The organism is Nonomuraea sp. NPDC050680, assembly GCF_040654555.1.
GTDB lineage: Bacteria > Actinomycetota > Actinomycetes > Streptosporangiales > Streptosporangiaceae > Nonomuraea.
The window spans coordinates 534,901-548,375 of record NZ_JBFAIF010000005.1; the positions used below are offsets into that span (position 1 = coordinate 534,901).

Genomic DNA, 13,475 nt, shown 5'->3' on the forward strand with positions numbered 1-13,475 from the left:
TTCAGGGCTCAGTCGGGATCGTTCCGGCTTTGGGGCGAGATGAGGGACGCGGCGAGCGCCTTGTTGACAGCGTCGATCCTGGAGACGGCGTTGAGCTTGACGAAGATGTTGCGCATGTGCCGCTTCACGGTCGCCTCGGCGAGCCCGAGCCGGCGGGCGATCTGCCCGTTACTGAGCGCCTGCGCGGCCAGCTGGAGCACCTCCTGCTCCTTCTGCGACAGCACGCCGGGCGCCGGCCCCTCCACGTGCGCGAGGCTGTGGCGAGACACCGCGAGCACCACCCGCGCCGGGTCCTCGTACACGCTCCTGATCGCCGCGATCAGCTCGTGGCGGTGGACGCTCTTGAGCAGGTAGCCGCGGATGCCCGCGGCCAGCAGCCGGGTGAGCAGCTGCGGCCCGTCGTACATGCTCAGGATGATGATCTGCGTCTCCGGGGACAGGCACCGGATCCGGGTGACGGTCTCGGTCACCTCGTCACCGGGGATCTCCACGTCGAGCAGGACCACGTCGGGCCGGGTCTCGACGACGACGGCCAGCGCGGTCGCGGAGTCGCCGGCCTCGCCGACGATACTCATCTCACCGGAAGCCTCGAGGATCTCGCGCAGGCCCTCCCGGAAGAGCGCATGGTCGTCCACGATGGCGACGCTGATCTTGCTGTTACGGTCGGTCCGGTTCATGGGGCTGTCTCTTGAGAGGGATGAAGAGCTCGACGAGACAGCCGTTGCCCGGGGCACTGGAGATGGCCACGTTGCCCCCGAGTAACTCGGCGCGTTCCCGCATGGACGTCAGGCCCACGCCGCCGCGCTCGCGGGCGCACGACGGGTCGAAGCCCTGCCCGTTGTCCTGGACGGTCGCGCTGAGCTCGTGCGGCGCGATGTCCACCCGCATGAGGATCACCGAGGGGCCGGCGTGGCTGAGGGCGTTGCGGGCGGCCTCCCGGATGATCAGGAACGCCTCGTCGAGAACCCTCGGCTCCGCCCATGACTCGTCACCGTTCACATCGAGGCCGACGGACACGACATCGTCCTCGACCGCCTCCAGGAAACCGAGCAGCGCCTTCTCCAGACTCCGCACGGGAACCTGGGGATGCAGCTCGGAGGTTATCTGCCGCAGGTTCTCCATCGTCTCCTGGATGGCCTGCTGAGCGACCCCGATCTTGACCTCCGCCCTGGCCGGGTCGCTGGCCCGGTGCACCTCCGACAGGGCGAGCTGCTGGTGCGCGACGCTGATCCCATGGCCGATGCGATCGTGCAGCTCGCGGGCGATGCGGCGGCGCTCCTCCCCTTGGGCCTCCTGCACCTGGTTGAGCAGGAAGCGATGATAGCTCTCGGCGGATTCGCGGATTCGCCGGGAGAGGCTCTCCTCCATTCCGGTGGCCACGAGCGTGAATGCTTCGGCCGGCGAGCCGGCCTCGACGGCTATTCGCCGCGCGAGGTGACTCATAGCTACCCGGAAAAAAAGTGAGCCCGCCTCAAGAGAAGCCTTCGGATGAACTCCGGTCGAGGCGCGAGTAGTGCCGACTTCCCATGCGTGGAACTTATAGAGCTCGTTGACCTGCACTTTTCCGGCGCGGAGCGTGGCCGCCACATCGTCGAGGACGAACTCGGCGGTCATTAGAGCTTGGTGCGTGGCGCGCGGATCCGCGGAGAGCGCGTTGCCGGTGGCCTGGAGCTGCGACTCGAATTCCCTGAGGATTTCATCTCGACCAGCATCAACGAATCTCGCAGGGTCGTTCTCAGCATCATATGCCGCATCCAAGGAGCCCCCTTGGCCATGGGACGCGCGTGCCCCAACTATCTCGCAGGTGCCTCACCAAAGCAACATATAAGGTCAGATATTAGAGATCAGCGCGGTAATGTGAACTAGGTGCTGCGTCACCATGAACGCCCTGTAAGGCCGGCGTTGTTGATCACTTCCGCCCTTGGCGGCCGATCGGCCCGCCGCGATCACCGCGACCGTGCCCGCCAGCATGGCGAGGCAGACGCCGGCCAGCGGCACGCGGAAGAACACGACGGCCACGCCGAGCGCGGCGGCCAGCGTGAGCGCGGCGACGTACATGAAATGACGTGACCTTCGCTCCCCGCAGGTCACGGCGATGGTCCGCCGGCCCGCCGCGGCGTCTCCCTCGATGTCGGACAGATCCTTGGCCGGTACGCCCACGAACGTCATCCAGCAGGTGGCGGCGACCGCGAACACGATCAGGCCCGTCGGCGTGGACAGGCTCTGGCCGCCGGTGACGGCGGTCAGCCCGCCCCAGTACGACAGCAGCCCAGACGCGCACAGCACCATGACCGTGCCCGTGGAGCCGCTCTTGAGGTGGAACGGCGGGCCCGAGTAGAGGTAGCCGAGCACCAGGTTGAGCCCGACGATCCAGGTCAACACCGGGGGCAGTCCGGCGGTCGCGGCGATCGAGAGAACGGCCGCGACGGCGGCCACGGTGGCCGCGGTCCGCGGGGCGAGGTCACCGCGGGCGATCGGCCGGCCGGATCCGTTGACCCGGTCCTCCGTGACGTCGGTGACGCCGTTGAGCAGGTAGATGGCGAAGATCGACAGAACCCAGGCCGTGGCTCCCTGCAGCACTTTCGCCGGCTCCGGCACCGGCGAGACCGGGAGGGCGAGCACGGCTCCGGTCATGAATCGAAGGGTGGACACGGCGAGTACGGCAGGACGGGCCTCGACGAAGCACAGCCGGAGCACCCGCGCACTGGATCGCAGGGCGGTGACACCTGGCGCTTGATTCGACATCGATAAGCTGACCATGACCGGATTGTGGCCCTCGGTAAGAGCTCCGGTAAGGGCGGTATCCGAAAGTTGTAGTCGGCATTGGTACTTTAGATACCCCCCGTACTACTCTCGGCGCGCTACCCCGGAACTCCTGGGGATCCGCCTTGTCCGGTCACGACCGCCCCGATAGCTTGAGATCGTCGGCCGGGGCGCGGAATCGAATTCCCACCTCACCGGACTGATAATCCTCACGTTAGGGAATCTGATGCCGGATTTCAAGTTACTGGGTCCGATGGAGATGGTCGACGACCGCGGCCAGCCCCATATCCCGGTGGGGCCGAAGGTCCGGCAGGTTCTCGCATTGCTCGCGCTCAACGCCGGAAAGGTCGTCGACGTCGATCTCTTTATCCGTGAATTGTGGAGCGTGAACGAGCCGAAAGACGCCGTCAAGACCCTGCAGACGCACATTTATCACCTCCGCCGCATTCTGCTGAGAATGGGCCCGGCCGGGGCCCAACTGGTCGCCACCCGGGCCCCCGGCTACCTGCTGCGCGCCGACCCGGGACGGGTGGACGCGCTCGTCTTCCCCCGGCTGGTCGAGCTGGCCACCGGTCACCACCGCGCGGGCGACCACCAGGCCGCCGACCTGGTCCTTCGGAAAGCGCTGTCCATGTGGTCCGGCCCGCCACTGGCCGACGTGCCGAGGGGAGCGGTGCTCGGCCCGCGCGCCACCGCGCTCGACGAGCAGCGACTGCGGGCGGTGGAGATGCACCTGGAGACCAGGATCCGGCTGGGCCTGCACGGCGAACTCATCGACGAACTCCGCGTGCTCGTGGCCACCTATCCCTTGAACGAGAACTTCCATACCCAGCTCATCACGGCACTCGGCCGCGCGGGCCGGCGCGCCGACGCCTGGCGCGCCTATGAAGGGCTGCGCGCGCTGCTGGAGGCCGAGCTGGGTGTGGAGCCCGCCTTCGACATCCAAAACCTCCATTTGACCGCCCCCATGGGAAGTCATTCAGGAAAGGACGTCTGACGATGAAAGGCTTTGAGCGTTACGCCGGATTCACCCCCGTAGACCTGACCGACCGCACTTGGCCGAGCAATCGGATAGTGGCGGCGCCCCGCTGGTTATCGACCGATCTGCGTGACGGCAACCAGTCGCTGGCCAACCCGATGACCCCCGAGCGGAAGCTCAAGATGTTCGACCTCCTGGTGGAAATCGGCTACAAGGAGATCGAGGTCGGCTTTCCCGTCGCCAGCCAGAACGACTACGACTTCGTCCGCCTGCTGATCGAGCAGGATCGGATCCCCGACGACGTGCGGATCACCGTGCTCACGCAGGCCCGCGACGAGCTGATCGAGCGGACCGTGGAGTGCCTCGAAGGGGCGCCCCAGGCCATGATCCACGTGTACAACGCCACGTCGCCGCTCTTTCGGCGGGTGGTCTTCGACATGAGCCGCGCCGAGTGCAAGGACCTGGCCGTCCGGGGCACGCGCCTGATGATGAAGTACGCCGAGCGGACGCTGCGCGACTGCGACCTGGGCTACCAGTACTCCCCCGAGCTCTTCAACGAGACCGAGCTCGACTTCTCCCTTGAGGTGTGCGAGGCCGTCATGGACGTCTGGCAGCCGGAGCAGGGACGCGGCATCATCCTCAACTTCCCGACGACGGTCGAGCGGTCGCTGCCCAACGTGTTCGCCGACCAGATCGAGTGGCTCGACCGCAACCTGTCGCGCCGCGAGCACGTCTGCCTGTCCATCCACCCGCACAACGACCGCGGCACCGGGGTGGCCGCCGCCGAGCTGGCCCTGCTGGCGGGCGCCGAGCGGATCGAGGGCTGCCTGTTCGGCAACGGCGAGCGCGCCGGCAACGTCTGCCTGGTGACGCTGGGCATGAACATGTACGCCCACGGGATCGACCCGGGCATCGACTTCTCCGACATCAACGCGATCCGGCGCACGGTCGAGCTCTGCAACGAGCTGCCCGTGCATCCCCGGCATCCCTACGGCGGCGACCTCGTCTACACCGCCTTCTCCGGCTCGCACCAGGACGCCATCAAGAAGGGCTTCGACGACCTGGAGCGCGCGGCCGACGAGAGCGGCGCCGACGTCGCCGAGCTGCCGTGGCGCATGCCGTACCTGCCCGTCGACCCCAAGGACGTGGGCCGCACGTACGAGGCGGTCGTGCGGGTGAACAGCCAGTCCGGCAAGGGCGGCGTCGCGTACGTGATGAGCGCCTGGCACGGGCTCAACCTGCCGCGCGGGATGCAGGCCGACCTGTCGGCCAAGGTCCAGGCGCGGGCCGACGCGGAGGGCGGCGAGCTCTCGCCGAGCCGGATCGGGGCCATCTTCCGCGCCGAGTACCTCTTCCACGGCGACCCGTCGGAGCCCCTGCCCGTGGGGCGGGAGCCGGTGACGGCGGCGCTGTACATCGACGGGCGCTTCGACGTCGGCGGCGACCGGGCGGACGCCTGCCGCGCGCTCGGCTCGGTGCTGGCGCCCTGGGGCATCCAGGTCCGCGTCGTGCACCGTACCGGCCGTCCGCTCGACCACGAGCCACCGAGCGGACCCGGCGACCGCTCGGGCGACGAGAGCGTGATCTACGCCGAGTGCCGGATGGGCGGCGCCGTCACCTGGGGCGCCGGCATCGACGCGGACATCGCCACGGCCGCCTACTCGGCCGTCCGTGCCGCCCGCGCCCGCCTCGTCCCCGACGGAGCCGACGGAGCCGACGTACCCCTCATTCCGCAAGCCGCCCTTCTGACACCCAGCCGCATCTGACATCCAGCCGAACGAAAAAGGGGAGGCCGATCATGGCCATGGACGAACGGCGGGAGGGCCTGACCTCCCTGGAGGACCTGCTCAGCGAGACGGTGGCCGGCAAGGGCCGGATCGCCATGGTGACCGGTGCCATCGCGACCGGCAAGAGCGAACTGCTGTACGCGTTCGCGGAACAGGCGTTCGAGCACGGGGCGTTACCGCTCACCGCCACGGGATCCCTGGCGGAGAGCGGCCTGCCACTCGGCGTGCTGGCCCAGCTGCTGCACAACGCGCCCCTGACGCAGGAGCAGCGGGCCGCGACCATGAACCTGCTGCACGAAGGCATGAGCTCGCAGCTGTCCAGCGACCCGCAGGCCGAGGCCATCGACCACATGGACGTGCAGATCGTCGACGCGCTCTGCGCGGCCCTGCTCGAACTGTCCGAGCGCTGCCCGCTGGTGATCGCCGTGGACGACGTCCACCACGCCGACCGGGCCTCGCAGCTCTGCCTGGCCTACCTGGCGCGGCGGGTCAAGTTCGCCCAGGTCATGCTGGTCTTCAGCGCGCCGGACCACAGCGCGCACGTTCAGACGCTCTTCCACACCGAGGTGCTGCGGCAGCCGCACTGCCGGCCCATCCGGCTCACCCACCTGTCCGCCGAGGAGGTGGCGCTCTGGGTGACCGTCCGGGCGGGCGCCGAGGCCGCCGGCCGGTTCGCGGCCGACTGCTACGCGCTGAGCGGCGGCAACCGGCTGCTGGTGACCGCGCTCGTGGAGGACTTCCAGGCCACCGGCGCCCCCGGCGCGAGGTACGGCGAGGGCACGGTGGCCTGCCTGCGCCGCGCCGACCGCCGGCTGACGGTCGTCGCCAGGGCGCTGGCCGTACTGGGTGAACCCGCCTCGATCGGCCGGCTGCTCGGCGGCGGTGAGAGCGCCGTCATCAAGCTGCTGAGCAGCGGCGACCTGCCGGGCGGCCGGCAGGCGGGCGGCGAGACGGCGACCGACCGGCTGCTGGAGGAGGGCGAGGCGGCGGTCGGCAAGGCGATCCAGGCGCTGACCGGCGCCGGCGTGCTGGAGCACGGCCACTTCCGCCACCCGGCGGCCAGGGCGGCCGTGCTCGCCGACCTCGACGCCGCCGAGCGCATCGACCTGCACCGCCGGGCCGCCGAGCTGACCTACGAGAGCGGCGCCCCGGCGGCCGTCGTCGCCGAGCACCTGCTGCAGGCCAGCCACGCCGGCGACCCCTGGGCCATCTCGGTCCTGGAGGAGGCGGCGCGGCAGGCGCTCCGCGACGACGGCGTGGAAGCGGCCATCGAATACCTCAAGCTCGCCTGGCGGGCCTGCGTGGACGAGCGGCGGCGGGCCAGGATCACCACCACGCTCGTACGGGCGGAGTGGCGGATCAACCCGAGCGCCCCCGCCACGCACCTGGCCGAGCTGACCGACGCCCTGCACAAGGGCTACCTGGGCGGCGGCGACACGGTCGTGCTGGCCAAGGCCCTGCTGTGGCACGGGCACGTGGAGGACGCGAAGGACGTCCTGGCCCATCTCAACGAGCTGGCCGAGCTGGACCAGGAGACCGTGGCCGAGCTGGCCGCGGCCCGCCCCTGGTTCCGCAGCCTGTACCCCTCGTTCCTGGCGCACCTGCCCGAGGTCAGCGGTGAGCAGGCCAGCAGCGCCGCCTCGTCCGTCGTCGTCGGCCGCCGGATGGAGTCGGCCGGCGTGCTGGCCGGCGTCCTGACCCAGGGTCCCCGGGAGGAGACCGTGGCGACGGCCGAGCGCATCCTGCGCGGCTCCCGGCTGGACGAGATGACGATGGACACGGTGGAGACCGCGCTGCTGGCGCTGACGTACACGGACCGGCCGGGCAAGGCGGCGCCCTGGTGCGACGCGTTCATCGAGGAGGCGGCGTCGCGGCGCGCCCCGAGCAGGCAGGCCCGACTGTCCGCCATCCGGGCGGAGATCGGCCTGCGCAGGGGCGACCTGGCCGCGGCGGCCTACGACGCGCAGCGGGCCCTGGAGATCATCCCGGCCACCAGCTGGGGTGTGGCCGTCGGCGGGCCACTGGGCAGCCTGCTGCTGGCGGGCGCGGCGATGGGCCGGCTGGACGAGCATGTGCGGCAGTTCAACCAGCCGGTGCCCGAGGCGATGCTGGAGACCAGGTTCGGCCTGCAGTACCTGCACGGCAAGGGCCGCTTCAACCTCATGGCCGGCCAGCCGCACCAGGCGCTGCGCGACTTCCAGCTCTGCGGCGAGCTCATGCGCAGGTGGGAGCTGGACGTGCCGGGGTTCATCGCCTGGCGTACGGACGCGGCCGAGGCCCTGATCCGCCTGGGCGACCACGAGGAGGCGCGCCGCCTGATCGACGAGCAGCTCGCCCGGTGCGGGCAGCAGTCCAGGCGGGTCCAGGGCATCGCGATGCGCCTGCTGGCGGCGGTGAGCGAGACGCGGCACCGCCCGATGCTGCTGCGCAAGTCGGCGGACCTGCTGCAGTCGGGCGGCGACCGGTACGAGCTGGCCAGGGCGCTGTTCGACCTGACGGCGGCCTACCACGCCAACGGCGAGTACCGGCGGGCGGGCATGTTCGGCAGGCGCGCGCGGCTGCTCGCGGCGGAATGCCAGGCCGAGCCGCTGACCCTGGCGCTCAACCGGGGCGGGAAGGGCGACCGGACCGCCAGGAACTCCCCCGGCGTGACGGGGATCCTCAGCGACGCCGAGCGGCGGGTGGCGGCGCTGGCGGCCGAGGGCTACACCAACAGGGAGATCTCCGCCAAGCTGTTCATCACGGTGAGCACGGTGGAGCAGCACCTGACGCGGATCTACCGCAAGCTCAACGTCACCCGGCGCACCGAGCTGCCGGCCAGCCTCACGGGCGAGGAGTCCATGCGGGCGCAGGTGTTCAGCTGACGCGAAAGCCCCCGAAGGCGCGGGTCAGCCCCCGAAGGCGCGGGTCAGCCCCCGAAGGCGCCTCGCGCGCCTTTCGGGGGCTCTGGCCGGTGGGCTTCACAGGGGGATGTTCGAATGCCGTCCTCTCGTGTGCGGTGCGCGGGCCAGGGCCTCGGCGAGCCGGAAGCGCGTGGTCGCGGGCGCGATGACCTCGTCGACCACGCCGAGCGACATCGCCCGTTCGACCCCGCCGGAGATCCGCTGGTGCTCCTCGACCAGCCGGGCCAGCAGCTCGGGCCGCTCGGCCTCGGGGGCCGCGGCGAGGGCCTTCCTGTGCAGGATGCCGACCGCCGCCTCGGCCCCCATCACCGCCACCTCGGCGTCGGGCCAGGCGAAGACCGTCGTGGCGCCGAGAGAGCGGGAGTTCATGGCGATGTAGGCGCCGCCGTACGACTTGCGGGTGATCAGGGTGACCCTGGGCACGACCGACTCGGCGAAGGCGTGCAGGAGCTTGGCGCCCCGACGGACGACCCCGCCCCACTCCTGCCCGACTCCCGGCAGGTAGCCGGGCACGTCCACCAGGACGACGAGCGGGACACCCAGCGCATCGCACATGCGGACGAAGCGCGAGCTCTTCTCGGCCGACAGCGAGTCGAGGCAGCCGCCCTTGCGCAGGGGGTTGTTCGCGAGCAGGCCGACGGTCCGGCCGCCGAGACGCCCGAGGCCGACCAGCATGTTCGGGGCCCAGCGGGGCTGGAGCTCCTCGAACACCGGCCCGCGCTCGTCACGGTCCATGACGCCGTGCACCAGGGGCCGCACGTCGTAGGCGCGGCGGGGCGATTCGGGCAGCAGCGCGCCCAGGTCCTCCCAGTCGTCCTGCAGCAGGTCGAGGTCGAAGCTGCCGGGGCGGGCGAAGAATCCGGCGAGGCGGCGGGCCCGTACGTATGCCTCGTCCTCATTTCCGACGACGATGTGGGCGACCCCGGATTTGCCGCCATGCGCTTCCGGACCGCCGAGTCCGGCCATGTCGATTTTCTCGCCGGTGACGCTCCGCACGATATCGGGACCGGTCACGAAGACGCGCCCCGCTTCGGCCATGATGACGATATCGGTGAGCGCCGGGCCATATGCCGCGGCGCCCGCGGCGGGCCCGAGAATGACCGAGATCTGCGGTATAACGCCGGACGCCTTCGTCATGGCGGCGAACATCCGGCCCACGCCATCCATGGATTCCACGCCGTCCGCGAGCCGGGCCCCGCCCGAATGCCATAACCCGATCACCGGGCAGTCGAGTCGTACGGCGGCCTCGATGGCGGCCACGATGTGGTGGGCGCCCGGCGCGCCCAGGGCGCCGCCCATCCGCGTGGCGTCGGTGCAGTAGGCGACGATGGGCGAGCCGCCGACCAGGCCGGACACGGCCTGGACACCGCTGTCGTCGGCGGCGTGCAGCGGCACGAGAGAGCCGGGATCCGCCAGCCGCGCGAGGCGGACGGACGGCGATCGGGTGTCTGCGGATTGCTCGACCAGAACAGTGGACATAGGCCATTTCCCTGCTGCCGTGAATCGACCAGAAGTCGTGAATCGACCAGGAGTAACGCCGAATTTGTCAAGGGCGCCGTTATCAGCCAACCCCTAGCAACTCCGCCGGTGGTCGTCAGGCCGGTGGCAACTTGTGGCCGGAACTTCTGCGCATTGACGCGCGAGGGCGATTCACGCTGCCATGAAATGATCTCAACCCTGGAGGACGACCTTGTCTCTGTGGTCTATACCGATGGTCGCCGCCCTCGTGGCCGCGACGGCGATCCCGGCGGGCGCCGCTGTCACCGCCTCTCCGGGGACCGCCCCAGAACCGTATCCGGTCGCGTTGGTCAACACTTTCCTCGGCACCCAGGAGGCGGGTCCCGACTTCGGTCACGGTGGCGGGGCCGGGATGAACTTCCCCGGCGCCGTCCTGCCGTTCGGGATGATGCAGTGGAGCCCCGACACGGTGGCGAACGCCGGAGGTGGCTACAAGTGGGAGGACAACCGCTTACGCGGCTTCTCCATGACCCACATCAACGGCCCTGGCTGCACCGGGGCGCAGGACTTCCCTGTGATGCCGATCTCCGGAAAAATCGATAAATCGCCTGCTACGCATGGCATGGACTACGTCCAGACGTACAAGCATGACAACGAGAAATCCACGCCGGGCTCCTACACCACCACCCTCGACACCGGGGTGAAGGCGGAGCTGGCCGCGACCCAGCGGGCCGGTGTCGGGCGGTTCACCTTCCCCGCCGGCAAGCCGGGCACGCTGCTGCTGAACACCAGCGGCTCGATCAACGGCGTGGACGACGGCGAGACCAAGATCAGTGGCAACACCGTCCAGGGCTGGGTGCAGACCGGCGGCTTCTGCGGCACGCCGATGCGCTACAAGGTCTACTTCCACGCCACCTTCGACCAGCCGATCACCTCCTACGGCACATGGAAGGACGACCTCGTCCAGCCGAGCACCCTGTCCGTCAAGAACGCCTCGGCCGCCAAGGTCGCCGAGGCGGAGGCCGTGACGGCGGGCGACGTCGTCGTGAACGGGCCTGGCTCGGGCGCCTACCTGGAGTTCGACGGCACCAAGCCGGTGCAGATGCGGGTCGGCCTGTCGTACGTGAGCGTGGACGGCGCGAAGAAGAACCTCGACGCGGAGGTCGGCGCCACCGGCTACGACTCGGTCGCCCTGAACGCGGCCTCCGTCTGGAACGACCGGCTCAGCCAGGTGCTGGTCTCCGGCGGCACCACCGACCAGCGGCGCACCTTCTACAGCAACCTCTACCACGCGCTGCTGCAGCCGCACGTCGCCGAGGACGCTGACGGCACCTACACCGGCTCGGACGGCAAGCTCCGCACGGTCGCCGCCGGCCGTCACCACTACGCGACGTTCTCCGGCTGGGACGTCTACCGCAGCGAGGTACAGCTCCTGGCCCTGCTCGACCCGGCCGTGGGCAGTGACATCGCCCAGACCATGTACGAGAACGCGCACCTGCTCGGCGACGTCTGGGACCGCTGGTCGCTGCAGAACGAGATCACCGGCGTCATGGTCGGCGACCCGTACCACTCGATCGTCTCCAGCCTGTACGCCTTCGGCGCCCGGAACTTCCCGGCGGCCGACGCGATGAAGTCGATGGTCACGGCCGCCCAGCGGGTCGGCGGGATGGACATCGGCCACCCGCAGATCAAGTACGACGAACGGCCGGGCAACGCCGCCTTCATGAACAAGGGCTATGTCGTCTCGGACCCGTCCATGACGCTGGAGTACGGCATCGCCGACTTCGGCATCGCCCAGCTGGCCTCCCGGCTCGGCTATGGGGACGTCTCCGCCACCTTCATGAAGCGCTCGCAGTCCTGGCAGAACACCTACAACCCGGCCAACTCCTGGATCCAGCCCAAGATGGCGGACGGGTCGTTCACCTCGCCCTTCGACCCCGCGAGCCCCGACTCCTACATCGAGGGCAACGGCGCCCAGTACCACTGGATGGTCCAGCACAACCCGCGCGGGCTGTTCGACGCGATGGGCGGCAACGCCAAGGCCATCCCCCGGCTGGACACCTACTTCAAGGCGCTCAACGCCGGGCCGAACGAGCCCTACGCCTACCTCGGCAACGAGCCCGCGCTGCCGTCGCCGTGGCTGTACGCGTGGGCCGGGCAGCCGTACAAGACCCAGGACCTGGTGCGGCGGGTGCAGACGGAGCTGTTCGGACCCGGGCCTGACGGGCTGGTCGGCAACGACGACCTGGGCGCGATGGCGTCCTGGTACGTCTGGTCGGCGATGGGCCTGTTCCCGGCGATCCCCGGCCGGGCCGAGCTGCTGGTCAACACCCCGCTGTTCGACAAGATCAACATCAAGCGGCCGCAGGGCAACATCGACATCTACTCCCCCGGCTCCGCCAACCGCTACATCCAGTCGCTCAAGGTCAACGGGACGACGTCCGGCAAGGCGTGGCTGCCCGAGTCGTTCGCTCTTCAGGGCGGCCGGCTCGACCTCACGCTCGGAGCCTCGCCGAACACCACGTTCGGCACCGGCACGGCGAACGCGCCGCCGAGCTTCAACGAGGGCGCCAAGACCTACCTCGCCGGGTTCAACCCCGGCAGCGGGCCCGTCGAGCCGGGCGGGACCTTCGCGGCCACGCTCGCGGTGCAGTCCACGGGCGCCGCGGGCACCGCCAAGTGGCAGGCCAAGCCGCCGGCCGGGATCACCGTGACCCCGGCGAGCGGCACGCTGAGCGTCCCGGCGCTGGGCAAGGCCACCCAGGCGGTCCAGGTCTCGGTGGCGCCGGGCACCGCGCTCGGCTTCGTCACCGTGCCGATCTCCGTCACCGTGCCGGCCTACTCCAGCGGCGCCACGTCCGCAGGCGACCTCACGGCCAGTGTGCGGCTGAACGTGGCCACCCGCGGCACGCCCGAGTGGTCGCACAACCTCGCGGGCATCGGCGACGACGCCGAGTCGGGGCTGGCCAACCTCGACGCGGCGGCCTTCAGCTACTCGGGGCAGGCCCTGGCCGCGGCCGGGCTCAAGCCGGGCGGCAAGGTCGCCTGGAACGGCTTCGAGTTCACCTGGCCGAACCGCAAGCCCGGCGAATGGGACAACGTCAAGGTGGGGACCCAGCCGATCGAGGTGGCCGCGCCCGCTGGGGCCACGAAGATCGCCTTCCTGGGCTCGACCACCAACGGCTGGTCGGAGGTGACCGCGACGATCACCTACACCGACGGCTCCACCGGCACCGGCAAGCTCGGGCTCAGTGACTGGATGCTGGACTTCGGCGGCGGCCAGCCCCGATACGGCAACCAGGTCGTGGCCTCGACGCCGTACCAGCTCTACAACGGTTCGTGGATGATGCGGCCGCTCGGCTCGTACGTCTTCGCGGCGCAGCCGATCGCGCTCGACCCGGCCAAGAGGGTGAAGAGCATCACGTTCTCGCCCGTCCAGGAGGGCGCGATGCACGTCTTCACCTGGGCTTTCGCCTGATTTTCCGACGCGGCTCCCCCTGCCTGGCGGGGGGAGCCGCTCTTTTGTGCGACACCGCGCTTGCATTATGTAGGCTCCACCTGCCCTAATTTAGGTAAGCCTTTCCT

Annotated in this window: 8 protein-coding genes; 4 read left to right on the forward strand and 4 right to left on the reverse strand. The window is 69.9% G+C overall.

What is annotated here, in order from left to right:
• Window positions 1–8: 8 nt before the first annotated feature.
• The 3 genes from AB0H88_RS22250 to AB0H88_RS22260 form a co-directional block, all read right to left on the reverse strand.
• Window positions 9–677 carry a response regulator transcription factor gene (locus AB0H88_RS22250; RefSeq protein ID WP_357647242.1) on the reverse strand — a complete coding sequence of 223 codons (669 nt, stop codon included), beginning with the start codon at window positions 675–677 and terminating at the stop codon, window positions 9–11.
• On the reverse strand, window positions 658–1,614 hold the full coding sequence (locus tag AB0H88_RS22255) for a sensor histidine kinase (protein ID WP_357647244.1): 957 nt from the start codon (window positions 1,612–1,614) through the stop codon (window positions 658–660). The genes AB0H88_RS22250 and AB0H88_RS22255 overlap by 20 nt, the downstream gene beginning before the upstream one ends.
• Window positions 1,615–1,830: 216 nt before the next feature.
• Window positions 1,831–2,760 carry a UbiA family prenyltransferase gene (locus AB0H88_RS22260; protein WP_357647246.1) on the reverse strand — a complete coding sequence of 310 codons (930 nt, stop codon included), beginning with the start codon at window positions 2,758–2,760 and terminating at the stop codon, window positions 1,831–1,833.
• A gap of 229 nt (window positions 2,761–2,989) precedes the next feature.
• On the opposite strand from AB0H88_RS22260, the gene AB0H88_RS22265 reads away from it, so the two are divergent.
• From AB0H88_RS22265 to AB0H88_RS22275, 3 genes are read left to right on the forward strand one after another with little or no spacing between them, the layout of a single operon-like run.
• Complete coding sequence (locus AB0H88_RS22265; RefSeq protein ID WP_357647248.1) at window positions 2,990–3,760, forward strand: AfsR/SARP family transcriptional regulator; 771 nt, start codon at window positions 2,990–2,992, stop codon at window positions 3,758–3,760.
• A gap of 2 nt (window positions 3,761–3,762) precedes the next feature.
• The gene (locus AB0H88_RS22270; RefSeq protein WP_357647250.1) at window positions 3,763–5,508 is read left to right on the forward strand and encodes a 2-isopropylmalate synthase; all 1,746 of its coding nucleotides are present in this window, start codon (window positions 3,763–3,765) and stop codon (window positions 5,506–5,508) included.
• Window positions 5,509–5,540: 32 nt separating this feature from the next.
• Entirely contained in the window at window positions 5,541–8,393 is a 2,853-nt protein-coding gene (locus AB0H88_RS22275) for an AAA family ATPase (protein WP_357647252.1), read from the forward strand.
• A gap of 96 nt (window positions 8,394–8,489) precedes the next feature.
• On the opposite strand, the gene AB0H88_RS22280 is transcribed toward AB0H88_RS22275, so the two are convergent.
• Window positions 8,490–9,911 carry a carboxyl transferase domain-containing protein gene (locus tag AB0H88_RS22280; RefSeq protein ID WP_357647254.1) on the reverse strand — a complete coding sequence of 474 codons (1,422 nt, stop codon included), beginning with the start codon at window positions 9,909–9,911 and terminating at the stop codon, window positions 8,490–8,492.
• Window positions 9,912–10,143: 232 nt separating this feature from the next.
• On the opposite strand from AB0H88_RS22280, the gene AB0H88_RS22285 reads away from it, so the two are divergent.
• Window positions 10,144–13,368: a GH92 family glycosyl hydrolase gene (locus AB0H88_RS22285; protein WP_357647256.1), complete on the forward strand. Its 3,225-nt coding sequence runs from the start codon at window positions 10,144–10,146 to the stop codon at window positions 13,366–13,368.
• The last annotated feature ends 107 nt before the right edge of the window (window positions 13,369–13,475 follow it).